Origin of the sequence: Vitreoscilla stercoraria DSM 513 (assembly GCF_000382305.1) — a bacterium.
Lineage (GTDB): Bacteria > Pseudomonadota > Gammaproteobacteria > Burkholderiales > Neisseriaceae > Vitreoscilla > Vitreoscilla stercoraria.
On record NZ_KB908018.1, the window covers coordinates 223915 to 246493 of the forward strand.

At 44.4% G+C, this 22579-nt stretch carries 23 protein-coding genes and 1 tRNA gene; 19 read left to right on the forward strand and 5 right to left on the reverse strand.

Features of this window, described 5'->3' with window-relative positions; all coding sequences use genetic code 11:
• The first annotated feature begins 43 nt into the window (after positions 1-43).
• From pheA to ubiB, 5 genes are read left to right on the forward strand one after another with little or no spacing between them, the layout of a single operon-like run.
• A complete protein-coding gene (pheA, locus tag H150_RS0101140) occupies positions 44-1129 on the forward strand; it encodes a prephenate dehydratase (RefSeq protein ID WP_019957205.1) in 1086 nt (361 codons plus the stop codon).
• Positions 1129-1716: an LOG family protein gene (locus H150_RS0101145; RefSeq protein WP_019957206.1), complete on the forward strand. Its 588-nt coding sequence runs from the start codon at positions 1129-1131 to the stop codon at positions 1714-1716. Before pheA ends, H150_RS0101145 begins: the two co-directional genes overlap by 1 nt.
• The gene (locus H150_RS0101150; RefSeq protein ID WP_019957207.1) at positions 1701-2441 is read left to right on the forward strand and encodes an NAD-dependent epimerase/dehydratase family protein; all 741 of its coding nucleotides are present in this window, start codon (positions 1701-1703) and stop codon (positions 2439-2441) included. Before H150_RS0101145 ends, H150_RS0101150 begins: the two co-directional genes overlap by 16 nt.
• A gap of 12 nt (positions 2442-2453) precedes the next feature.
• Positions 2454-3014 carry a ubiquinone biosynthesis accessory factor UbiJ gene (locus H150_RS0101155; protein ID WP_019957208.1) on the forward strand — a complete coding sequence of 187 codons (561 nt, stop codon included), beginning with the start codon at positions 2454-2456 and terminating at the stop codon, positions 3012-3014.
• Positions 3015-3052: 38 nt separating this feature from the next.
• Complete coding sequence (ubiB, locus tag H150_RS0101160) at positions 3053-4570, forward strand: ubiquinone biosynthesis regulatory protein kinase UbiB (protein WP_019957209.1); 1518 nt, start codon at positions 3053-3055, stop codon at positions 4568-4570.
• A gap of 84 nt (positions 4571-4654) precedes the next feature.
• Here ubiB and H150_RS14925 read toward each other — a convergent pair whose 3' ends face one another.
• The 4 genes from H150_RS14925 to glnE all read right to left on the reverse strand — a co-directional run bounded on the left by H150_RS14925 (position 4655) and on the right by glnE (position 10031).
• Positions 4655-6073: a sulfatase-like hydrolase/transferase gene (locus H150_RS14925; RefSeq protein ID WP_169708853.1), complete on the reverse strand. Its 1419-nt coding sequence runs from the start codon at positions 6071-6073 to the stop codon at positions 4655-4657.
• A gap of 128 nt (positions 6074-6201) precedes the next feature.
• Positions 6202-6663: a pilin gene (locus tag H150_RS0101170; RefSeq protein WP_019957213.1), complete on the reverse strand. Its 462-nt coding sequence runs from the start codon at positions 6661-6663 to the stop codon at positions 6202-6204.
• A 67-nt stretch (positions 6664-6730) separates the two neighbouring features.
• Positions 6731-7231, reverse strand: coding sequence for a pilin (locus H150_RS14645; RefSeq protein ID WP_019957214.1), 501 nt, complete (start codon positions 7229-7231; stop codon positions 6731-6733).
• A gap of 109 nt (positions 7232-7340) precedes the next feature.
• The gene (gene glnE / locus H150_RS0101180; protein WP_019957215.1) at positions 7341-10031 is read right to left on the reverse strand and encodes a bifunctional [glutamate--ammonia ligase]-adenylyl-L-tyrosine phosphorylase/[glutamate--ammonia-ligase] adenylyltransferase; all 2691 of its coding nucleotides are present in this window, start codon (positions 10029-10031) and stop codon (positions 7341-7343) included.
• Between the two features lie 92 nt (positions 10032-10123).
• Here glnE and H150_RS0101185 point away from each other — a divergent pair, with 92 nt between their 5' ends.
• The 3 genes from H150_RS0101185 (at position 10124) to H150_RS0101195 (ending at position 12033) form a co-directional block, all read left to right on the forward strand.
• Complete coding sequence (locus H150_RS0101185) at positions 10124-10924, forward strand: carbon-nitrogen hydrolase family protein (RefSeq protein WP_019957216.1); 801 nt, start codon at positions 10124-10126, stop codon at positions 10922-10924.
• 166 nt (positions 10925-11090) lie between these two features.
• Positions 11091-11873 (forward strand): peroxide stress protein YaaA, encoded by a 783-nt coding sequence (yaaA, locus tag H150_RS0101190; RefSeq protein WP_026353372.1) that lies wholly within the window; start codon positions 11091-11093, stop codon positions 11871-11873.
• 69 nt (positions 11874-11942) lie between these two features.
• Positions 11943-12033: transfer RNA gene (locus H150_RS0101195), tRNA-Ser, on the forward strand.
• Positions 12034-12087: 54 nt separating this feature from the next.
• Here the strand turns inward: H150_RS0101195 and H150_RS15360 are convergent.
• A complete protein-coding gene (locus H150_RS15360; RefSeq protein ID WP_257793064.1) occupies positions 12088-12213 on the reverse strand; it encodes a hypothetical protein in 126 nt (41 codons plus the stop codon).
• Between the two features lie 169 nt (positions 12214-12382).
• Between H150_RS15360 and H150_RS0101205 the strand changes: the two genes are divergently transcribed.
• The 11 genes from H150_RS0101205 (at position 12383) to H150_RS0101255 (ending at position 22551) form a co-directional block, all read left to right on the forward strand.
• The gene (locus tag H150_RS0101205; protein WP_019957219.1) at positions 12383-13021 is read left to right on the forward strand and encodes a vWA domain-containing protein; all 639 of its coding nucleotides are present in this window, start codon (positions 12383-12385) and stop codon (positions 13019-13021) included.
• Positions 13022-13023: 2 nt separating this feature from the next.
• Complete coding sequence (locus tag H150_RS0101210) at positions 13024-13650, forward strand: TerD family protein (protein WP_019957220.1); 627 nt, start codon at positions 13024-13026, stop codon at positions 13648-13650.
• Between the two features lie 72 nt (positions 13651-13722).
• Positions 13723-14361, forward strand: a complete 639-nt coding sequence (locus H150_RS0101215) for a vWA domain-containing protein (RefSeq protein ID WP_019957221.1) — start codon at positions 13723-13725, stop codon at positions 14359-14361.
• 23 nt (positions 14362-14384) lie between these two features.
• Complete coding sequence (locus H150_RS0101220; RefSeq protein ID WP_026353373.1) at positions 14385-15428, forward strand: TerY-C metal binding domain-containing protein; 1044 nt, start codon at positions 14385-14387, stop codon at positions 15426-15428.
• Positions 15429-15431: 3 nt separating this feature from the next.
• Positions 15432-17363, forward strand: a complete 1932-nt coding sequence (locus tag H150_RS0101225) for a PP2C family serine/threonine-protein phosphatase (protein WP_019957223.1) — start codon at positions 15432-15434, stop codon at positions 17361-17363.
• Complete coding sequence (locus tag H150_RS0101230) at positions 17360-18859, forward strand: helix-hairpin-helix domain-containing protein (RefSeq protein WP_019957224.1); 1500 nt, start codon at positions 17360-17362, stop codon at positions 18857-18859. Before H150_RS0101225 ends, H150_RS0101230 begins: the two co-directional genes overlap by 4 nt.
• A 69-nt stretch (positions 18860-18928) precedes the next feature.
• The gene (locus H150_RS0101235) at positions 18929-19948 is read left to right on the forward strand and encodes a TerC/Alx family metal homeostasis membrane protein (RefSeq protein ID WP_019957225.1); all 1020 of its coding nucleotides are present in this window, start codon (positions 18929-18931) and stop codon (positions 19946-19948) included.
• A gap of 18 nt (positions 19949-19966) precedes the next feature.
• Positions 19967-20545, forward strand: coding sequence for a TerD family protein (locus H150_RS0101240; protein WP_019957226.1), 579 nt, complete (start codon positions 19967-19969; stop codon positions 20543-20545).
• Between the two features lie 49 nt (positions 20546-20594).
• A complete protein-coding gene (locus H150_RS0101245; protein ID WP_019957227.1) occupies positions 20595-21170 on the forward strand; it encodes a TerD family protein in 576 nt (191 codons plus the stop codon).
• A 68-nt stretch (positions 21171-21238) separates the two neighbouring features.
• Positions 21239-21937: a TIGR00266 family protein gene (locus tag H150_RS0101250; protein WP_019957228.1), complete on the forward strand. Its 699-nt coding sequence runs from the start codon at positions 21239-21241 to the stop codon at positions 21935-21937.
• 32 nt (positions 21938-21969) lie between these two features.
• Positions 21970-22551 (forward strand): TerD family protein, encoded by a 582-nt coding sequence (locus tag H150_RS0101255; RefSeq protein WP_019957229.1) that lies wholly within the window; start codon positions 21970-21972, stop codon positions 22549-22551.
• Positions 22552-22579: the final 28 nt, after the last annotated feature.

The window sequence follows — 22579 nt, forward strand, 5'->3', positions numbered from 1 at the left end:
GGGTTAAAATCATTCTTTTTTAACGCAGACGGAATACAGCTTCATGAGCACGGATGATTTACTGAAACCGCACCGAGATGCTATTGACAGCATCGACCAAACCATTTTGAGTTTGTTAAATGAACGTGCCGCCCATGCACGCGCTATTGGGGAATTAAAAGGCAGCGGTGTGGTTTACCGTCCTGAACGTGAAGCACAAGTGTTGCGCCGCATTCAAGAGTTGAATGGTGGTTTGGGTGGCTTGTTATCTAATGAGGCGGTGGCACGGTTGTTCCGTGAAATCATGAGTGAGTGTTTGGCGGTAGAGCGCCCATTGACCATCACGTATTTGGGTCCTGAAGGCACGTTCACGCAGCAAGCAGCGAATAAGCATTTCGGTCATGCCGCTCACACGCAACCTTGTGCGACGATAGATGAAGCGTTTCGTTTGGTCGAAGCACGTCAGGCGGATTATGTGGTGGCGCCAGTTGAAAATTCAACCGAAGGCGCAGTGGGTCGCACTTTGGATTTGTTGGTAGCATCGCCTTTGAAAGCTTGTGGTGAAGTGGTTTTGCGCATACACCATCATTTATTGCGCAAAGTGGCGAATCAAGAAGGCATTACCAAAGTGTATGCGCATGCTCAAGCTTTGTCGCAATGCCATGAGTGGTTGAATAAAAATTTGCCTAGCCATGTGGCGCGTGTGGCAGTTGCTAGCAATGCACGTGCGGCGCAATTGGCAGCTGAAGATGAAACGGCAGTGGCGATTGCTTCTCAAGCGGCGGCAGAACGTTTTGAATTGTGTAAATTGGCTTCTAATATTGAAGATGAGCCGAATAACACCACCCGTTTTTTGGTGTTGGGTCACCAAACCACAGGTGCCAGCGGCATAGACAAAACGTCTTTGATTGTCTCAGCACCCAATAAAGTGGGTACGGTACATGAGTTGCTACATGCTTTGTCTGAGAACGGTGTGTCTATGAGCAAATTGGAAAGCCGTCCATCCAAAGTGGGTTTGTGGGAATATGTGTTTTTCATTGATGTGGAAGGCCATGTAGAAGACGAACATGTTAAAAATGCGTTGGCAGATTTACAAGAGCGGGCGGCATTCTTGAAAATTGTGGGCGCTTATCCTAAGGCGGTATTGTGATGCAAAAAATTGCAGTGTATTGCGGCTCAAATTTTGGTGAATCCAAAAATTATTTTGATGCGACGCAAGAGTTAGGACGCTTGTTGGCTGAGCAAAATTTGGGCTTGGTGTATGGCGGTGGTAAAGTGGGTTTGATGGGTACGATTGCCGATGCGGTTTTGGCACATGGTGGTCATGTCACTGGCGTGATTCCAACTTTTTTGCGTGAGTTGGAAAAAGCGCATGATGGTTTGAGTGAGTTGATTGAAACGCCTGATATGACCGTACGCAAACAAGAAATGATTGTTCGAGCCGATGCGTATATTGCCATGCCCGGTGGCGTGGGGACGTTTGAAGAATTGTTTGAAGTGTTGTCTATGGGACAATTGCGTTTGCAACAAAAACCGATTGGTTTGTTGGACGTGGATGGTTTTTATCAGCCCTTATTGGCTTTGATTGAGCAAGCCATCACATCGGGTTTCATGCCTGAAAGCAATCGCACATTGATGGTGGTCGACAGCAATCCGCAAACTTTATTAGACAAGATGCGTGCTTATGAGCCGGTGTACACACAAAAATGGCATCAGCCACAATGGATGCAAGATTGAAATCGGTTTGGATTGCAGGGGCGGGCTATTTGGGTCGCCCTTTGGCGCAGCAATTGGCAGCGCAAGCGTATCGCATCGTTGCCAGTAGCCGCCATGAATTAAGCGGTGTGAATTGGCATTATTGGGATTTTCAGGCCGCTTTGCTTGTGCAAGATTTTCAACAAACAGATGTGTGGGTGGTGTTGTTGCCGCCATCTGGGGCGGTGGATTATGTGGCGCAGATGCAAGTGTTGTGCGAGCAAGCGCAAGCGGCAAACATTCGCCATGTGGTTTATACTTCTTCGACTTCGGTGTATGGCGATGCCGCGCGGGTCTGCGATGAACGCAGTCCCATTGCACCGCAAACCGAATCTGCGCGCAAAATAGCAGCTTGTGAAAACATTTGGTTGCAAAGTGGTTTGCCACATATCAGCGTGTTGCGTTTGGGCGGCCTGTATGATGATGAACGCCATCCTGCCAAGCGTTTGAGTGGGCGCGTGGACATTGCGGGCGGAAATCAAGTGGTCAATGTCGTACACCGTCAACACGCTATACAAGCTTTAATCGATGTGGTGCAACAGCCGAAAGAGTCTGTTTTGAACATTGTCGAACGCGGGCATCCGACCCGTGCCGAGTTTTATACCGCAGAGGCGGCTCGTTTGGGTTTGCCTGTGCCTGTTTTCAATGTCGATGATGCCCACCGTGGTAAAGTCATTGTCAGTTGCCATCAGCACTGGTCATTTTAAAGGAATCTCAAGATGTGGATCAGTCATGCGCTCATCAATCATTTGTTGTTACAACAAGAGCATTTAAAACAAGCATTCAGCTTTTTAGCAGGACGCAGCTTGCGTTTGACTGCTTTGGGTGTGAATGTGGACATGCTCATTGGTGAAGAAGGTTATGTCCATACATTGCCTGCCGAAATAGCCACCGAATGCCATATCACCATACAAGGCGATGCATGGAGCAAATTGTTGCAATCGAAAGCGTTGGGCGTGGGCGATATCAGCATTGATGGCGATGCAGATTTGGCGATGCAAGTATTGGCGATTTTCAGTCAATTGGAATATGAGCCATATGTTGATGCCACACGTTTGTTTGGCAATACGATGGCGAGCCATTTGGATCATACCGCCAAAACATTGTTTGCCAATGTGCAAGCGATGGTGGCGCGAGTAGAAGGTGAAGTGAAAGATTTTATGTTGGAGCAAAATGCGCCTGTGGTGTCGGCAGCGCAATGGCAACAACACAGCGAAGCGATTGATGCTTTGCGCGATGATGTGGCACGCTTGCAAGCGCGTTTGCATCGTCTTCAATAATTTACAGGACGCTTAAACGCGCGGTTTGGAATGGCTTTATGAAGTGGTTGAAACGTTTTCATTTGATTGTGCATACGGTTTGGTATTTTGGTTTGCTGCAATTGCTCGATGGAGAATTGCGCCATCCTGTGCTGCGCTGGTTGATGGGCATTGTGCCACAATCGCAAGCGAGCCAAACGCACAGCAATCCTGTGCGTTTGCGTTTGGCTTTGGAAAAATTGGGACCGATTTTTGTCAAACTCGGACAAGTGTTATCGACCCGTCCTGATGTGATTCCTGCCGAATACAGCGTGGAATTGGCAAAATTGCAAGACCGTGTGCCTGCATTTGATGGTGGCGTGGCGATTGCGCAAATTGAACAAGCGTTTGGCAAACCTTTGGAACAAATCTATTACCAATTTGAACGTGAACCTGTCGCCAGTGCTTCGATTGCGCAAGTGCATCAAGCGTATTTGTTTGATGAGGCAGGCGGTCAAGGGGTGCAAGTGGCGGTCAAAGTTTTGCGTCCTGATATTGCGCCTGTGATTGAGCAAGATTTGGCTTTGATGCATTTTGCGGCAGGTTGGATAGAGCGTTTGTTTAAAGATGGCAAGCGTTTGAAGCCGCGTGAAGTGGTGGCGGAGTTTGACAAATATTTGCATGACGAATTGGATTTGATGCACGAAGCGGCCAATGCCAGCCAATTGGGTCGAGATTTTGAAAACAGCAACATGTTGATTGTGCCGAAAGTGTATTTTGATTATTGCAGCCGCACGGTGATGACGATGCAATGGATGAACGGCACGCCGATTTCAGACATCGCCACGCTCAAAGCCAAAGGCATAGATTTAAAACAATTGGCACGTTTTGGTGTGGAAATTTTCTTCACGCAAGTGTTTAAAAATGGCTTTTTCCATGCTGACATGCATCCGGGCAATATTTTTGTGGCGGATGATGGGCGTTATATTGCGTTGGATTTTGGCATTGTCGGCAGCTTGAACGAATACGACAAACGTTATTTGGCGGTCAATTTTTTGGCGTTTTTCAATCGCGATTATCACCGTGTCGCCACTGCACACATTGAATCGGGTTGGGTGCCTGCTGATACGCGTGCCGAAGAATTGGAAGCGGCAGTGCGAACCGTGTGCGAGCCGATTTTTAACCGTCCTTTGTCGCAAATTTCGTTTGGCTTAGTGTTGATGCGTTTGTTTGAAACCAGTCGCCGTTTCAATGTCGAGATTCAGCCGCAATTGGTGTTGTTGCAAAAAACTTTGCTCAATATTGAAGGTTTGGGCAGACAGCTAGACCCTGAACTGGATTTGTGGGCGACGGCAAAACCGTTTTTGGTCAATTGGATGAATGAGCAAATGGGTTTGAAAGCCTTGCGCAAAAATTTGATGAAAGAAGCACCCGATTGGGCGAATATCTTGCCAAGCTTGCCACGCAAAATCAACGATATTTTGGAACAGCAAAGCCGCAGCAACAGTTCTGAAAGCCTGTACAAACAATTGCGCAATCAGCAAGTTTTGTTGGTGATTTTGGTCTTGTTGGTCGGTGTGTTGGTATTCAAAGTGTGATAGGGTTTTGATGTTGGTTTCAAGCGTCCTGTCAATGTTTACAGGACGCTTATTTATGGATTACAGCAGTGTTTGGAATTTAAGTCAGATGGTTTTAAAGTGGAACCAACTGACATGATTGGATTTTAAAAACAGATGTGTTGGCTCATGTCCCCAAATAGGCGGCATATGGTCTCCAATAATCATGACTTCAGTACCTTGCATATTAGGGTGTTTTAGCAAATTAGAGAGGTTGTCAAAAAATTGGGTATGCAACATCAAGTTACGACAAAGATCACCATTGGTTTGTAAGCCAAATTGACTACAATTAAAGCGGTGATTAACAATGTCATCTTGCGAAAAAGGTGAATGCGAGGTTAAGGTTAACCAATAAAAAAATAAGGGCTGTTCTGTATTTTTGCCAAACTCTTCAATAATGATTGGCTTTAGAGCGTTGTCGCAAGTACCTTTAAAAGCAGTACAACGTGCTAATTGCAGTAAATGTTCGTTGAAAATGAGTTTGTCAAAACCAGCTTTGGGATACCAAGACTGACGGTCATATAAAATACTAGTAGCCCCATGTAGAGCAATGGTGCGATAACCTTGTTGTTTAAGTTGGTTAGGCAAACAATGGGTAAATGGATTGTGGGTTAATTTGCGAAAAGCATAGCCATTTCTTACATCCAAACGGCAAAGTTCTCGCAGTTCTGCTTGTACAGTAGCACCTTTGAAATCAAATGAACCTTGTTTGAAAAATTCAAATTGATGTTGTTGTTTCAAAGTTGCTAACATGGTGTCTTGTATGCCTTGCATACGTACACTACCCAATGATTCGGCTACTATATACAGAATTTTTTTTGAAGGTGGATTTTTTAATTGCTCTTGGGCATTTTTTTGTGAAGGTTGTATAGGTATTAACTCAGGTTCTTTGAGCATGCTTTGATGGAAAGACACATCTTGGTTTTGGTATAACAAAGCACTCACACCATGTGCGATATAATAATTATTTCGCCCCATGAGGCTGCTTTTATATTGATCATAACGGAAATCTAATGCCATATAAGCGAAGCCTAATAACAATAGAATGCTGGCGAATGTATACGTTTGGTGGAAGTATGATGTACTTTTACATGTAAAGAGCAGCCATGCTAACCATACAGTGAATAAAACTCCAATTAATATCAAATATCGTATGGGAGCAGTGGGAATAAAAGGTGCGAAATAAATTAAGGTGCTTAAATCTAAAAATGGAAAAATCTGAATGCTTAAAGCCAGCGCATCCAGTAAAAAAGCGATACCAACGCTGATTAATCCTAAGCGGCGTAATAAAGGCGAGGATAACAACAACAACAATAAGCCAAAAAGGTAGTCTAGATTGATAATCGGACGTGCTAAATTGTTAAACCATGCAATGCTTAAAAAAAAGATATTTGGCAGAATAATCCATAAAACCAAAAAAATGAGTTGCTTAGTAGTGATATGGGGTAAGCTGAATTTACGACTTAATAAGGTGGGTAAATGCATGAGTGGCAATATGTCGAATAAATTTTTAGGTGACAAAAAATAGATTGTTAATAAGCAAAACTGGCAGCAATCTACAATGAAAAAAGCGTGTAAATGATTACACGCTTGTCTAAAATACTTATTTAGAATTAAGAGCCTGAGCCTGCTGCACCAGTACATTCAGTAGGTTTGAACTTCTCTTTGAAGTTTGAACCGCCTGCAATAACACAAGTCCATGCGCCGTCAGCTGCACGAGTCAACGTCATGGTTGCGGTAGTGATGCCTGAGTTAGCACTTCCGTTGAAAGTAGCTTGCAAATTACCAACACCAGTAGCAGGTAAGTTGTCAGTCAACTCCATCAAGTTTGAAGAGTCAGCTTTAACACCGATGTAGCCATCAGCTGCTGGGTCTGCAATTTGAGGATCACGACCTTCAAACAACTCTACGTCAGCCAAGCGAGTAGCGTTTTTCATTTCAGAGTAAACGCGAGTAACTTGTGATTTGGTGATGTAATCTTGGTACATAGGCAATGCGATGGCAGCCAAAATACCGATAATCGCGATTACGATCATCAACTCAATTAAGGTAAAACCTTGTTGTAATGATTTCATTGTTGTCTCCTGGAAAAAGGTAAACGGTTAATTTAATTTTTAGCAAATTTTATATTTATGCTAATTATTAAGTTTGTAGCTCGCAATTTTGAACATTGAGGGACTGATCCCATTGGTCATTTGCGGATGGATTATACACGCATTTCCATTCATTATTGATTATGGATAATCTAAGTTTGACATTTTGCAAGCTTGGTACGGCTTTTTGGTTAAATGTCACTTCCAATGATTCAAAATTACCTTGCGCATTTTCAATAATGTGTGGGTTATATATCAAATCTGACTGTGGTTTGTCTTTATCTAAACCAATATATTCGTAAAAAGTACCTTGAGCAGTCAACGAACCTTCTTTATCAGGTTCTAATGTCGGTTGATTGCCTTGTGACAAAATACTGTTGATATTAGTACGTGCTACTGTCAGTTCGTATACCACTCGTGTAAATTGTGTTTTTGCGATGTATTTTTGGTACATTGGCAAAGCAACTGCAGTAATAATACCAATTATTGCAATAACGACCATCAATTCAATCAGGGTAAAGCCATGTTGGCGTTGTGTTTTCACTTTCATGATGCAAATCCCGAGATGTGTGATGATTGTTGTTTTTTGTCATTGACTCCACTATAAAGCTAAATTTTAAATATTTTAGGTTAAATTGATTAAAGGGCTTTTGCAGGTGTTAAACGGTATTTATGTCAAACAAATTATGCCAAAGCTCTATAACATTCTGATAATTCATCAGTAAACTTGAGTCCACTATAATTTCGGAATGGTCTTTTAGGTTGCTTAAGTGCTGAACGCGTCGATAATGGCGATAAGCGGTCTGTGCTTGCTCGGCCAATTTGACCGAAATCAAATTTTCAGCCGCAGCCATGCCAAGCAGCGCAATGTTGCCATAGTTTTGTGTCAGTTGTGGGAAAGTATGGGCATGGGCTAACACCAAGTATTGCACCATGAATTCCACATCCACAATGCCACCACGCGCGTATTTGACGTTGTTTTCAAGCGGCGGATGCGTTGGCAGCATTTTGTCACGCATGGCGACAATCTCGGTTTTCAAAGTTTTGACATCGCGCGATTGGGTTAAAATTTGATGGCGAATGTCTTCAAACATGTGTCCAACGGCTTCATCACCACAGACAAAACGTGCGCGGGTTAAGGATTGGTGCTCCCAAGTCCATGCTTTTTCCAATTGGTATTTGCGAAAAGCGTCTACCGATACGCCAATTTGTCCTGCATCGCCATCAGGGCGCAAACGCAAATCCACATCGTACAGGCCGCCTGCTGCGGTGGTGGCTGAAAGCCATGTGGTCAAACGGGTAATCAAGCGGCTGTAATTGGCGTAAGCATCCGGATGTGCATCGTCGTAAATGAACACCAAATCCAAATCAGAGGCATAAGCCAGCTCTTTGCCACCGAGTTTGCCATAGCCGATAATGGCGATTTTGGGTGTTTCGGTGTGGGTGTTTTTCAGGCCGCTCCATAAGTGTTGTAAGGCGCTGCTTAACACGCAATCTGCCAACAACGACAATTCGTCTGAAATGGCTTCTACCGTCCACAAATTGTCCAAGTCTTGTACCGCCAAGCGAAAGACTTGTGAGTGTTGGTAGTGGCGCAAAGCATCCATTTGCGCTTCCACATCGCCATGACACGCACACAAATTGGCATTGAGTTCTTGGCAAGATTTTTGCCAATCGTGTTCTTTCACCCACAATTGCTTGCCCAATAAATCGTCCAATAAAATCGGATGGCGCATCAAATAATCCGCCAACCATTGGCTGTCCCCAATAATGTGCGCCAAACGCTTTAAGGCTTCGGGCTTTTCTTCTAGCAAAGCCAAATAAGACGAGCGGCGATTGATGGTATCGACAAAGTCCAACAGGCGAATCAAGGTTTTGGTGGCATGGTCGGTAGCGGAGGCGGCAGCAAACAAATGCGGCATCAATTTTTGTACTCGAGTTTGAGCGGTATTGCTCAAATGACGGTAGCGGCTGCTTTGGTAAATGGTTTGTAGACGGTTGATAATGGTATCGGCTTCAAAACCTTGTTGGTTTAAAAACTCACGCAGTTGAACATGATGGTCATCTACCGATTCTTCCCAATTGTATGTATCCAGTGGGGTTTGGGTATCTTGTTCGTCAGGATTGCCCAAAACTTGCACAAAAATGCCATTCACAAATTGGCGATGTTCGTTTAAAGCGTCCTGAAAGCTTGCATAAGTGTCAAAACCCATGCTTTGCGCCAATAAGATTTGTGTGTGTTCTTGCTCTGGCAGGGTTTGGGTTTGTTGGTCGTCCCAATATTGCAAACGGTGCTCGGTATCACGCAAAAAGCGATACGCTTCCAGCAATTTATCGCTGGTTTTGTGTTCTAAAATACCCAATTGGCTTAGGAGTGTTAACGTACCTTGCGTGTCTTTGCGCTGTAATTGGCGTACCCGACCACCGCGGATTAATTGAAAAATTTGGGCGATGAATTCTACTTCGCGTATGCCACCCGCACCGAGCTTGATATTGTCAGTCATGCCTTTTTTGGTGACTTCTTGGCGAATTTGGCTGTGCAAAGAGCGCATGCCTTCATAAGCATCAAAATCCAAATATTTGCGATACACAAATGGTCGCACCAAATTGGCAATGTCGTTTTTGCCTGCGGTGATAATGCGTCCTTTGATCCAAGCATAGCGTTCCCATTCACGTCCTTGGGTAATCAAATAACGTTCTAAAGCACTTTCGCTTAAGACCAAAGCGCCCGATTCGCCATCAGGACGCAAGCGCATGTCCACGCGGAATACTTGCCCTTCAGCAGTCAAATCATTGAGCAAAGCAATGATTTTTTGTCCGACTTTGGTAAAAAATTCAACATTGCTACGTGGGCGTTTGCCTTCGGTTTCGCCACTTTCAGGAAACACAAAAATCAAATCAATGTCAGACGAGACGTTCAACTCATAACCGCCCATTTTGCCCATGCCAATGACAGTCAACTCTTGCACTTCACCGCTCATGCTGCCAATAGGCTGGCCATACATATGTTGGTAATGATGGTGAGCATAATTTGAGGCAATATTGACGGCAAAGTCGGCAAAAATAGTGATGCTGTTGGTCACTTCGCTCAACGGTGCCAAACGACACAAATCCCGAGTCATGATTTGCACCATAACATGACGACGCAAAATGCGCAGTTCTCGAGCCAGAGCCTCTTCGTTGCGAGCCTCTATCCACTCTTGCCACGGGGCAAATTGTTCAAAATCGGTGAGGCTTAAAGGTCGTTGTAGCCATGCATCTAAACAATCGACATGCAAACGCTGATTGTCTAATTGCCTTTGTAGATAAAGAGAATAAGGGCGGGCTTGGTCTAAGTATTGAGTGCTCATGATGTTGGCTGCATAATTGGTGCAATGCAGCTATCATAGCGATTTTAAAGATGGCTGAACAGTTTCTTATTTAACTTCAAAGGATGTGGGATATGACCATTACAGTGGCGGCGATTCAAATGGTGTCCACCACCGACCCTGAGCAAAACATGGCAACGGCACAGCGTTTGCTCGAACAAGCCGCGGCTCAAGGGGCGCAATGGGCGTTATTGCCCGAATATTGGCCGATTATGGGGCGCAAAGACACCGATAAAGTGGCGTTTGCCGAAGAGTTTGGTGCAGGCGCATTGCAAACGTTTTTGTCTGAAACTGCCAAACGCTTGGGCATGGTTATCATCGGTGGCACGATTCCCTTGCAAAGCGAAGCCGACGGCAAGGTGTTGAACACAATGTTGACATATGATCGTGAAGGCAAGCTGATAGGTCGTTACGACAAAATGCATTTGTTTGGTTTTCAAGGTTTGGGTGAATCTTACCAAGAATCGGACACGATTTTGTCGGGTTCGGACATTCCCAAATTGGAAATAGATGGCATCAGTGTGGCGCAAGGCATTTGTTATGATGTGCGTTTTCCTGAGTTTTTCAGGGCGCAATTGCCGTTTGATGTGTTGTTATTGCCTGCGGCATTCACCCACACCACAGGACAAGCGCATTGGGAATTGCTATTGCGAGCGCGAGCGGTTGAGAATCAGTGCTATGTGTTGGCGTGTGGGCAAGGCGGGACGCATGAAAGTGGGCGCAAAACTTGGGGACAATCGATGTTAATCGATCCTTGGGGCGAGATTGTCAATCAATTGGCGAACCACGAAGGCATCGTCATGGGCGACATTGATTTACAAAAAGTCAAATCCATCCGCAGCAAATTGCCAGCTTTAAGACACCGTTGTTTGTAAAAGGTTGGTTTTAAGCGTCCTGTAAAAGTTTACAGGACGCTTGTTGATTTAAAATCTGATTTTGATTTAAAAAAGCTATGTTGTCATCGCATTTATGCGCCGATGAAGTCGGTGGCGTTTGTTACAATGCGGCATTCAACTGAGAAAAAGGATGCTGCCAATGAGTTTGTATTATGTGATTTCGCCTGCGAAAAACTTGGATGAAGCCACGCCTGTTCCTGTAAAAACGCACAGCAGCATTGCTTTTGCCGATGACACTCAAATGTTGATGGATGTTTTACAGACCTTGTCGCCACAAGATATTGCCAAATTGATGGGCGTGTCGGACAAAATCGCCCGTTTGAATGTGGAACGCAATGGACAGTTTCAATTGCCAATCACTTTGGACAATGGCGGCAAACAAGCTTTGTTTTTGTTCAAAGGCGATGTGTACGAAGGCATGGATGCTTATCATTTGGCGCCTGAAGCGTTGGCGTATTTGCAAGAGCGTTTGGGGTTGTTATCGGGTTTGTATGGTTTGTTGCGACCATTGGATTTGATGCAAGCGTATCGTTTGGAAATGGGTACGGCTTTGAAAAACCCTCGTGGCGACAATTTGTACCAATTTTGGGGCAAGCGCATCACTGCTTTGCTCAATGAGCGCATGGCGCAAGCGGGCGCGACGGCATTGGTGAATTTGGCGTCACAAGAGTATTTTAAATCTGTGCAAGAACGTGATGTGAATGTGCCGATTATCACGCCTGTGTTCAAAGACGAGAAAAACGGTCAATACAAAATCATCAGTTTTTATGCCAAACGTGCGCGTGGCTTGATGGTGAAATATGCATCAGAACGCCAAATTCAAAATGTGGAAGATTTAAAACAGTTTGATTTGGAAGGTTATCAATATTGTGAAGTGGATTCAAATTCAAATACTTGGGTATTTAAGCGTCCTGAAGGTGTAAAATAATTCAGATTTTGATGCAAAAAATGCTTGCCAAGTTATTTTTTGTAACGTAATATGCGTTTCTTCAAAGACGGAAGCGTGGCAGAGCGGTTGAATGCAACGGTCTTGAAAACCGTCGAGGGCTTATACCCCTCCGTGAGTTCGAATCTCACCGCTTCCGCCAATATTAAAAAACAAGCCCTTGTGTATGCAAGGGCTTGTTTTTTTGTGTCTTTCTTCAATAAATATGGTCATGTTTGTGCGTTTTACAGGCCGCTGCCATGATGCATTTGCCGCTTTGAATGTCCACGTATTTTGCTACTGAATCCATCAATTTGAGTATATTGCTCCAAATCTTCTTCATAACTAAAACCATTGGCCGATTGTTGGCTTTTTTTGAGGTGTGAAGATACTTATTTACTTGTGTGATTTTTGTGATAAATTATATGAACAACAAATATTTACATGTTAAATGTATTTTAATTTGGCATTGAAATACTCATTTTTGAATCGTTTTCAGAGGAGTGGTTTGTATGCGTCGTTTGCCTGTTTATATTTTAGTAGATACTTCTGGCTCCATGCATGGGGAGCCGATTGAAGCGGTTCGCAATGGTTTGCAAGTGTTGATTTCTTCATTGCGCCAAGACCCATATGCCTTAGAAACCGCTTATATTTCCGTGATTACTTTCTCCAGCTCCGCCGAACAATTGATTCCACTGACAGAATTGATGCATTTTCAAATGCCCGAAATCAAAGCCAGTGGCACAACGGCTTTGGGTGGTGCGTTGACACTGTTGGCACAGTGCGTGAAAACAGAAGTACAAATGGGCAATGCCGAACAAAAAGGCGATTGGAAGCCTGTGGTGTTTTTATTGACCGATGGCGCACCAACCGATGATATCAATCAAGGCATTAGCAGTTTGCAAACCATCAAAACAGGAACGTTTGTCGCCTGTGCGGCAGGACCTTCAGTAGACACGTCCACATTAAAACGCATTACAGAAACTGTGGTGTCTTTGGACACTGCCGATGCCAATTCTATCAAGGCATTTTTTAAATGGGTGTCTTCTTCTATTTCTGTGTCCAGTCAAAAAATTGAACAAGGTGGCAAAGAGGTTGCTGGTTTAGATGAATTGCCGCCACCACCGCCTGAATTGAATGTGGTGTTGTAATCATGGCCATCAGTTTAAGAAAAGGCGAAGGGGTCAACCTGCGCAAAGAGTCGGGCTGGAATCTTAAAAAACTGACCATAGGCTTGGGCTGGGACGTGTCAGGTCAAAATTCTGATGCTTATGATTTGGATGCGATTGCTTTTGTGTGTCGGGAAGATGGTCGCGTTTATGATTTGGGCGCACTCAATGAAAAAGGCAAGCCCACTTTGGTCGGTGGTGATGTGGTGTTTTATAACAGCTTAAACCATCCTTCTGGTCATATTCAGCTCAGCGGTGACAATCGCACCGGTAGCGCAGGTGCTGATGCCGAGCAAATTACAGTGGCTTTGGAAGCATTGCCTGAACGTTTTGGCAAGATTGTTTTTGTGGTGGCAATCCACAATGCCAAAGCTTTGGGGCAATCGTTTGGTGCTGTGAACAATGCCTATATTCGGGCATTAGACGGCAATGGTTCGGAAATTTGCCGTTATCACATCAGCAAAGAGGCGGGACATGAGCGTTATTGCAGTTTGACGTTTGCCGCAGTGGAGCGCAAAAGTGGGGTGTGGTCGTTTCAAGCTGTGGGTCAAATGCATGAAAGCGATCGGTTTATTGATATTTTGAAAACCTATTTGCCCAATGCTCAATGAGCGCCATCAAGCGTCCTGTAAATGTTTTTAAGCGCAATGGTGTGGGTGTGTTTCAATCAATAAGGAGGTTTCATGGGTAGACGTTTACTGACTTATGTGTGTATTGATACTTCAGGCTCTATGCGTGGCGAGCCGATTGAGGCTGTCAATACCGGTTTGCAAGCTTTATTGGCTTCATTGCGCCAAAATCCTTATGCGTTGGAATCGGTGCATTTGAGCATTGTGACATTTGATTCTTTCATCAAAGAAGTATTGCCGATGACGCCATTAGAACAAGTGGTGTTGCCTGAAATCCAATGTCCCGAGTCAGGGGCGACGTTTTTGGGTGAGGCGATGGAATACATTGCGCAAGCAGCAACTCAAAACCGACGTTTGTCCACTGCAGAACAAAAAGGCGATTGGCAGCCGATTTTGATTGTGTTGACCGATGGCAAGCCAACGGATTTGTTGGTGTATTCTGAATCGATTCCTAAAATCAAAGCTTGTGGTTTTAGCAGCATTGTCGCGTGTGCGGCAGGGCCGAAAGCCGATGCTTCTTTCTTGCAAAAATTGACACCTACCGTGGTGAGCTTAGACACGATGGATGCCAATGCTTTTGCCAAATTCTTTCAATGGGTCTCCGCTGCTGTGGGTTCACGCAGTACCAGTATTGGTACTGCCAGCAGCAATGATTTGCCTCCACCGCCACCTGAAATCAATATTGTATTTTAATCTTCTTAATGAAGGAGATGGGTATGCGTCGCTTACCGATATTTCTTGTGATAGACGTTTCAGAAAGCATGATGGGCGATAATTTGCGCTTGATGCAAGAAGGCATGGATCAATTGACTCGTTCTTTGCGTCAAGATCCGTATGCTTTGGAAATGGCGTATTTGTCTGTGATTGCTTTTGCAGGGCAGGTCAAAACATTGGCTCCGTTAACGGAGCTGATTTCTTTTTATCCGCCTCGTTTGCCGTTGGGAGCGGGTTCTTCTATAGGCAAGGCTTTGAATTACACTATGGATGAAATTCAGCGGCAAGTGGTGTGCGGCAGTGCTACGCAAAAAGGCGATTTTAAGCCCGTGGTATTTTTGATGTCAGACGGTGGCAGTACCGATGCTACGGAGATGGCTGTGGCCAAATGGGAGCGGCAATTTAAAAATAAAGCCACTTTGGTCTCTTTAGGCATTGGACCGTATGCGCAATTGTCATTTCTCAGCGCTATCAGTGAGCAGGTTTTGCGTTTAGAACAATGTTCAGAACAAGATTTCAAACAATTCATCGCTTGGATCAGTGCTTCGGTGTCGTCACGCAGCCGCAGCATTGGTTTGAGTCAGGAAGTGGATGTTGGCGTGGATTTGGAAAAGCCTCACCATCCTATGCTGACTTTGGTGAAAACTTTACAGGACGCTGTGGGCATAGATGAAAACTATGTCATTTTGTCGGGGCTGTGTCAGACAAGCAAATTGCCGTATTTGATGAAATATGAAAAATTGGCAGCTGAATATCAGTCCTCATACGATGAAGCGCAATACCAATTTACAGGTGTGTATGCTGCCCAAAAAGATTATTTTGAGTGGTCTGATGAGCGGCAAAACTTCAATACCATTCATGTCGGAGCTTTGAGTGGTGGTTGTGGTTGCCCGCATTGTGGGGCTGCGTATGCTTTTGCGACTTGTTCGTGTGGACAAATTTTTTGCGTCGAGGGTGATGGTGAGGTGCAATGCCCTGGCTGCGAGAAATATGTGTATATGGGTCATAGTGATGGTGATTATGAGGTTACACGTTCTAGGGGTTGATCAATGTTTCCTGAGATAAAATTTAAAATTGTTCTTACCAAAGAAGCAACAGAGGCTTGGACTTCTGAGCAAGAGGCTTTGCTTGAGCATTTTTGTCATCAAGACGATGTGTTGGCAGGCATGCAAAAACTAGAAGCATGGCTGGCGTGTGCTTGGGATAAAAAGATGCGGGTGATGGAATGCCACGATGTGTTTGGAGCGCATTTGGAACAGACGATGGCGGATTCGTCTGTGGGCGACGGTAGTCTGAGTATAGAAAATGTGCCAGAAACCAATATAGCTACGCCTGAGCCTGTGAATATTGCCAATGTGAGCGATGCGCATGGCGGTGAGGAGGGGCATACATCGCAAGATGGTGGTGATGTGCTGAGTGTATTTGATGATGATGACGATTTGCCTGCTCCAGTACAGAAAGCCCTTGTGCAGACGCCAAAGCAAGCTTATGAAGACCAGCAGGCTCAATCACATGGTGGTGAAGAAAACAATGAATCTAGCCAGTATCAAATATGTTTGGCTTCTTCAGATGAAATAGTCCACTTACCACAAGAATCTGTTGTCACCGCCTCGATAAGGACTATAGAAAACCATCTGCCCTTAGACACTGAGGTTGTTCTGACAGATGCTCAATCCGTGATTTTAAACACATCTGAAAGTCCGCCTGATATGTTGCCGCTATTCAAGAAGACTCATACACCCACTATCACTCAGGCTTATCGTGTGGTTTTGCCTAATGCCAAGCAAGGTGAGGCGTATGCCAAACCATTGCAGTTTGAGCCTGATGTGGCTTATGTGGTGAGAGAAATAGAATTTAGTCCTGAGTGTGGACTGTCTTGGAATGCAGATACCTTGCAATGTGAGGGTGTACCTGATATCAGTGGTGATGTCTTGGTGAAAATATGGTGGCATCCGTTAGAGAGTGAGCAACATGAGTTGAGTCAGACTCAAATTTACATCAATGCGGACCCAAAATCATTGTGGAAAAATATCCCTTCTGATTCGCAAACTTTGTTTTGGAAGGAAGACGAAGCGAGCTTGGGCTTGGATGGCGATCAATACCATTTGTTGGCTGCGCGTGTACGTGGTCGTTCGCATGCACATGTGGGCAGTTGTTGTGATGATGATTTTGCCATGGCGCGTTTTGTGATTAATGAAGCATATCCAGCGTATGTGGTGACGGTGTCTGATGGGGCTGGTAGTGCAGCGTTTTCACGCTTAGGTTCTAAGCTGGCGGTGGATGCGGTGGTCAAAAGTCTGTCAGAAACTTTGCAATCTCCAACCAGCATCGACTATATCCAAAAACAATTACAGAACGATGTATCGGATGAATCTTGGCAGGAATATGTAGAGCAAAGATTAAGTCGTGCTGCTTATAAAGCATTTGAAGCACAATACCATGCGTTTAAAGATGAGCATCCTGAAATCATCAGCGATATCAAACAATTGTCTAGTACTTTGTTAATGGGTTTTGGGATTGCGTTGCCCAATCAGAAAACTTTGGTTGGTGCGTATTGGATAGGCGATGGCGTGGTGGCTTTGTATCAACCGAATGCCAAAGTCGATGTTATGGGTGAAGCAGACAGTGGCGAGTTTTCAGGACAAACCCGTTTTTTAAGCAAAGATGATGTCATAGACCATGACAGTTTGATTGCTCGTATCCAGTATCGTGTGCTTGAAGGTGAACATGCGTTGATTTTGATGACAGATGGCGTGTCCGATCCCAAGTTTGACAGTGAGCAAGCCATGTCTGAGCTGCAGCCATGGCAGACATTGTGGCATGAATGGCAAGAAGCATGTCGCGATGCGAGTAATGCCTCCGAAGCGGCCGCTGCTTTGCAAGCGTGGTTAAATTTCTTCTCGCCTGGCAATCATGACGATCGCACGTTGGCGATTGTCAGCGCACCTTGGTATCCACACAATGAAACGGTGGCAACATGAGCAATATTGTGACTTTAACAGCCAGCGACGGCTCTAGTGTGAAATTTATTGATGAAATCAAAGCACAAGGCGGGATGAAAGATGTAATGTTCTCGCCTGATGGCAAATACGTGGTGGCGTTTTTTCGTGAACCTGCCGACAATGCGACCAAAGAGCGTTTATTGATGATTACAGGCAGCTATCGGGAGCGCATTTTCAATCAAGAAGGCGGTGAGTATTTAAAAAATCTGTATTGTTGGCCCACTTCAGTGGTGGAACACAATGGCAAATTGGGCGTGGTCGTGCCATTTTACCGTGATTGTTTTTTCTTTGATTATGGCAGTCGCAATGATGATATGTTGAATATCAAAGGCAAAGACAAAGACGGTAAATGGTTTGCCTCAGCCAATAATCGCAATAAGTTTTTAGATCCACGCGAATTGGGCGACTGGATGACGCATTTGAAAGTCTGCATTATGTTAGCGCGGGCGGTGCGTCGCATGCACATGGCAGGTTTGAGTCACAGTGATTTGGGATATAAAAATTGCTTGATAGATCCGACTACAGGTCAAGCGTGTTTGATTGATATTGATGGTTTGGTCGTGCCAGGTAAGCATCCGCCCACTGTGGTGGGGACACCTGATTTTATTGCGCCTGAAGTGGTTGCCAGCAGCCATTTGGCCAAAGATGATCCCAATCGGAAATTGCCTTCTCGTACCACGGATTTACATGCTTTGGCAGTGCTCATTTACATGTATTTGCTCTATCGTCATCCACTGCGTGGTGACAAAATTCATGATATGGATGACTCTCAAAAAGACGAAGAATTGTCTATGGGTTTGAAAGCGTTGTTTGTCGAACATCCTAAAGATGCTTCCAATCGCATCAAAACTCAAAATATCCGTGCTAGTGAATTGCCTTGGAAAGACACCGCAAAAATTCCTTATACGGTGACAGGACCTTATTTGTCACGTTTGTTTGAGCGCACGTTTGTGGATGGTTTACACCATCCTGCGCAGCGTCCAACGGCAGACGAATGGGAACAAGCTTTGGTCAAGACGGTTGATTTACTGCAACCTTGCACCAATATACAATGTGAGCAAAAATGGTATGCGTTTGACAATACCAATTCACCCAAATGTCCATTTTGTGGCACACCGCATCAAGGCAAATTGCCTGTTTTGAATTTGTATTCTTCGTCTAGAGAAGGGTCGTTCCGACCTGATAACCATCGTATTATGGTTTACAGTGGTCAATCTTTGTTTAAGTGGCATGCCAATGGGCAAGTGTTTCCGAATGAAAAACTGAGCCGTGAAGATGCCAAGCGCGTGGGTTATTTTGTTTTGCATCAAGGTCATTGGTATTTGGTCAATGAGACTTTAACCGATATGGTAGATGTATTGACCAAACAGCCCATACCGATAGGTGGCAAAGTTGCTTTGGTGGAAGGCGCTCAAATTTTATTGTCAAAAGCCACTGGTGGGCGACTTTTGATGGTACAAATGGCCGGTCATTGACACTATAAAGCGTCCTGTAAAACCAGGTGTATGTGGGTATAAGCTTAATCTATTCAGAAAGTGACAACGATGGCTGAACATTTTGGTTTTCCTCTTGAGGCAATCATCATTTTTTTTACGGTGATTGCATTGTCTGTGTATTTGGATTTGTTTGCGCATCGCAAGGTGAAAGACATTACGGTCAAAGATGCCGCGCTGTGGTCGGTGTTTTGGATAGGATTGGCACTCGCATTTTATGCATATTTGTGGCTGCGCTTTGATGCGTATTGGGCCAATATGTATATGGCAGGTTATGTTTTGGAAAAAACCCTTTCCATTGACAACTTGATGGTCTTTATGGCTATTTTTGCTTCGTTTGGCATCAAAGGACATTTACAACATCGCATTTTGTATTGGGGCATTATTGGTGCTTTGGTGTTTCGTGCCATTTTTGTGGTCATCGGTACGGGTTTGTTTATGGCCAGTCCGTGGGTGGGTTTCTTGTTTGCGGCATTTGTGATTTGGAGTGCGGTGAAGATGTTGCAAAGTGGTTCAGAAGAAGAGGAAATTGAAGACTATTCTGACCATTGGAGCGTGAAAATCACACAAAAAATAATGCCAGTTTATACCAAACTGGTAGGTGAAAAATTCATTGTCAAACACCATGAATTGAGTGAAGAACAATTGGCATCTGTCACGCGCAAAGGAGCACGCTACGCAACACCTGCTTTATTGTGTTTGATGGCGATTGAAACCTCTGACATTGCCTTTGCATTTGATTCTGTACCCGCTGTGATTGCGGTGACACAAGAGCCTTTGTTGGTGTATGCGGCGATGATTTTTGCCATTTTGGGTTTGCGCAGTTTGTATTTTGTCTTGGCTGCTTTGACCAAATATTTGGTACATTTGGAAAAAGCGGTGATTGTGTTATTGTTTTATATTGGCGTTAAAATGGCTTTACAAGCTTCTGATGCGGTGTTTGGTACGGGTTTACACATTGCACCAAGTGTTAGTTTGATGATTGTATTGGGTGTTTTGGCTTTAGGGGTGGTGACATCATTGATGTTTCCAGGCAAAAAAGAAGCCGAAGACGGCAATAAACAAGATTGATTTAAGGGAGCAAGCGATATGGCAGTTACCTTACAAAAAGGTCAAAACATTTCTTTATCCAAAACCGATCCTAGTTTACATCGGGTATTGATTGGTTTAGGGTGGGATGCACGCAGCAGCGATGGCAATGATTTTGATTTGGATGCATGTGTGTTTTTGGTGCAAGAAAATCAAAAAGTGCCGAATGACGATCATTTTATTTTCTACAATCAATTGGTTTCACCTTGTGGCTCTGTGCAGCACACGGGCGACAATTTAACTGGCGATGGCGATGGTGATGATGAATCGTTATTGGTAGAGTTAGGCACCATATCCAATCACATCGATAGCTTGGTCATTACAGTGACGATACACGATGCTGACGTTCGAGGCCAAAATTTTGGTCAAGTACGCAATGCTTTTGTGCGCTTGGTCAATGATGAAAGCCAAGTTGAAGTATTGCGCTTTGATTTGAGTGAAGATTACAGCACTGAAACCGCAATGGTTTTTGGTGAAATTTATCGCCGCAATGGTGAATGGAAATTTCGCGCCATTGGTCAAGGATACAATGGCGGGTTATATGCTTTGTGCATGCAATACGGTGTGCAAGTAGCTTAAGTAATAGCAATCTTTATGATGCATTATTGATGAAATTAGGAGAAATAACATGGCAATTAGTTTGCAAAAAGGCGGCAACATCAGTTTGTCTAAAGAAGCACCTACGATGACCAAAATGATTTTGGGCTTGGGTTGGGACGTTCGTGCAACCGATGGCGCTGCTTTTGACTTAGATGCCAGCGCTTTCTTATTGAGTGCTTCAGGTAAAGTGCGTTCTGATGCGGACTTTATTTTTTACAATCAAGCCAAATCAGCCGATGGTAGCGTAGAACATGCTGGTGATAACCGCACTGGCGCGGGTGATGGCGATGATGAAAGCATTATTGTTGATTTGACTCGCGTTCCAAGCGATGTTGAAAAAGTGGCTGTGGCGGTGACCATTCACGATGCAGAATCTCGCAATCAAAACTTCGGTCAAGTATCGAGTGCTTATGTGCGTTGCGTGAATGAAGCGAACAATACCGAAGTGGCACGCTTTGATTTGTCAGAAGATGCTTCGGTTGAAACAGCCATGATTTTTGGTGAGATTTACCGTCACAATGGTGAGTGGAAATTCAAAGCCATTGGTCAAGGTTTTAAAGGCGGCTTAGGGCCTTTGGCGCAAAACTACGGTGTGAATATCTAAAAATACCGATGCCAACGCCTTGTGAATGACAAGGCGTTTTTTACATGATGATGTGTACGGGAAAGAATATGCCAACATTGACGATTGTTGGGGAAATAGACCCATTTTTGCATGTGAATTTGCAACGTGGTGAGTCTATCTCTTGTGAAAGTGGCGCCATGGTCATGATGGAGTCTGGCTTAGAACTTACAGGCCGCATGCAAGGTGGCTTTTTGGGTGCTTTGACACGGACTTTGGCCAATGGTGAAAGTTTTTTCCAGCAACATATTGAAGCAACTGGTGACAGTGGCGATTGTTTGTTGGCCCCTGTTATGCCCGGAGGCATGCAGATTTTGGATGTTGGTACGGAGCAATACAATCTTTCCGATGGTGCGTTTGTGGCGTGTACGTCCAAAGTCGATGTCAAAGCACAGATGCAAAGTATAGGAACAGCCTTGTTCGGCGGAACCGGTGGCTTTTTAATTGGTAAAACCAGTGGCCATGGGCAAGTGGTTGTGAATGGTTTTGGCAGCTTGTTTATATTGGACGTTGTACCAGGCAAAGAGACCACTGTGGATAATGGCCATGTGGTGGCGTGGGATGCAAGTTTACGCTATGAAATATCTGTGAGTACCAGTCAAAGTCGTGGTATGTTGGGCAATTTGATGAACAGCGTGACCAGCGGAGAAGGCATGGTATTGAAATTCTCAGGGCAAGGAAAAGTGGTGATTTGTTCCAGAAATCGCAGTAGTTTTGCTGGCTGGATGCGCCAAGAAATCAGCGCATAATTAATAAAATGCTTATTGAATGAGGAAAAATCATGGCAATTAATTTACAAAAAGGTCAAAAAATCTCGCTTGAAAAAGAAGCAGGTTCATCATTAAACCAAGTGGTCATGGGTTTGGGATGGGATGCGCTTAAGAAAAAAGGCTTTTTTGGCTTTGGCGGCGGCAGTCAAGACATCGATTTGGATGCGTCTTGCTTGATGTTTGATGAAAACAAACAAATCGTCGATGTGGTTTGGTTTCGTCAATTGCAAAGAAAAGATGGCAGCATTCGCCACACAGGTGACAATCGCACTGGTGATGGCGATGGTGATGATGAGCAAATTGTGGTGATGTTGAATCAAATTCCAGCCCAAGTCAAATCTTTGGTGTTTACCGTGAACAGTTTTACTGGTCAAGATTTCAGCCAGGTGGCCAATGCGTTTTGTCGTTTGATTAATGGTGACAACAAGCAAGAAATTGCTCGTTATGATTTGTCTGTACAAGGCAGCCACTCTGCGCAAATCATGGCCAAATTGTATCGCCACAATGGTGAATGGAAAATGCATGCCATGGGTGAAAATTCCACTGGTCGTACTTTCCAAGATTTGATTCCGCAGATTTTGCCGCATTTATAAAATATAAAGACATAAGATGTGAAGTCGG

What these genes read in the sequence shown, in the direction of transcription:
- H150_RS15360 (WP_257793064.1), bottom strand. Translation starts at nt 12,213, where the DNA reads ATGAAGAAGATTTGGAGCAATATACTCAAATTGATGGATTCAGTAGCA.
- ubiB (WP_019957209.1), top strand. Translation starts at nt 3,053, where the DNA reads ATGAAGTGGTTGAAACGTTTTCATTTGATTGTGCATACGGTTTGGTAT.
- H150_RS0101230 (WP_019957224.1), top strand. Translation starts at nt 17,360, where the DNA reads ATGAGCAATATTGTGACTTTAACAGCCAGCGACGGCTCTAGTGTGAAA.
- H150_RS0101145 (WP_019957206.1), top strand. Translation starts at nt 1,129, where the DNA reads ATGCAAAAAATTGCAGTGTATTGCGGCTCAAATTTTGGTGAATCCAAA.
- H150_RS0101150 (WP_019957207.1), top strand. Translation starts at nt 1,701, where the DNA reads ATGGATGCAAGATTGAAATCGGTTTGGATTGCAGGGGCGGGCTATTTG.
- H150_RS0101210 (WP_019957220.1), top strand. Translation starts at nt 13,024, where the DNA reads ATGGCCATCAGTTTAAGAAAAGGCGAAGGGGTCAACCTGCGCAAAGAG.
- H150_RS0101170 (WP_019957213.1), bottom strand. Translation starts at nt 6,663, where the DNA reads ATGAAATCATTACAACAAGGTTTTACCTTAATTGAGTTGATGATCGTA.
- glnE (WP_019957215.1), bottom strand. Translation starts at nt 10,031, where the DNA reads ATGAGCACTCAATACTTAGACCAAGCCCGCCCTTATTCTCTTTATCTA.
- H150_RS0101215 (WP_019957221.1), top strand. Translation starts at nt 13,723, where the DNA reads ATGGGTAGACGTTTACTGACTTATGTGTGTATTGATACTTCAGGCTCT.
- H150_RS0101155 (WP_019957208.1), top strand. Translation starts at nt 2,454, where the DNA reads ATGTGGATCAGTCATGCGCTCATCAATCATTTGTTGTTACAACAAGAG.
- H150_RS0101225 (WP_019957223.1), top strand. Translation starts at nt 15,432, where the DNA reads ATGTTTCCTGAGATAAAATTTAAAATTGTTCTTACCAAAGAAGCAACA.
- H150_RS0101235 (WP_019957225.1), top strand. Translation starts at nt 18,929, where the DNA reads ATGGCTGAACATTTTGGTTTTCCTCTTGAGGCAATCATCATTTTTTTT.
- H150_RS0101185 (WP_019957216.1), top strand. Translation starts at nt 10,124, where the DNA reads ATGACCATTACAGTGGCGGCGATTCAAATGGTGTCCACCACCGACCCT.
- H150_RS0101205 (WP_019957219.1), top strand. Translation starts at nt 12,383, where the DNA reads ATGCGTCGTTTGCCTGTTTATATTTTAGTAGATACTTCTGGCTCCATG.
- H150_RS14925 (WP_169708853.1), bottom strand. Translation starts at nt 6,073, where the DNA reads ATGCATTTACCCACCTTATTAAGTCGTAAATTCAGCTTACCCCATATC.
- pheA (WP_019957205.1), top strand. Translation starts at nt 44, where the DNA reads ATGAGCACGGATGATTTACTGAAACCGCACCGAGATGCTATTGACAGC.
- H150_RS0101245 (WP_019957227.1), top strand. Translation starts at nt 20,595, where the DNA reads ATGGCAATTAGTTTGCAAAAAGGCGGCAACATCAGTTTGTCTAAAGAA.
- H150_RS0101240 (WP_019957226.1), top strand. Translation starts at nt 19,967, where the DNA reads ATGGCAGTTACCTTACAAAAAGGTCAAAACATTTCTTTATCCAAAACC.
- H150_RS0101220 (WP_026353373.1), top strand. Translation starts at nt 14,385, where the DNA reads ATGCGTCGCTTACCGATATTTCTTGTGATAGACGTTTCAGAAAGCATG.
- H150_RS0101255 (WP_019957229.1), top strand. Translation starts at nt 21,970, where the DNA reads ATGGCAATTAATTTACAAAAAGGTCAAAAAATCTCGCTTGAAAAAGAA.
- H150_RS14645 (WP_019957214.1), bottom strand. Translation starts at nt 7,231, where the DNA reads ATGAAAGTGAAAACACAACGCCAACATGGCTTTACCCTGATTGAATTG.
- H150_RS0101250 (WP_019957228.1), top strand. Translation starts at nt 21,239, where the DNA reads ATGCCAACATTGACGATTGTTGGGGAAATAGACCCATTTTTGCATGTG.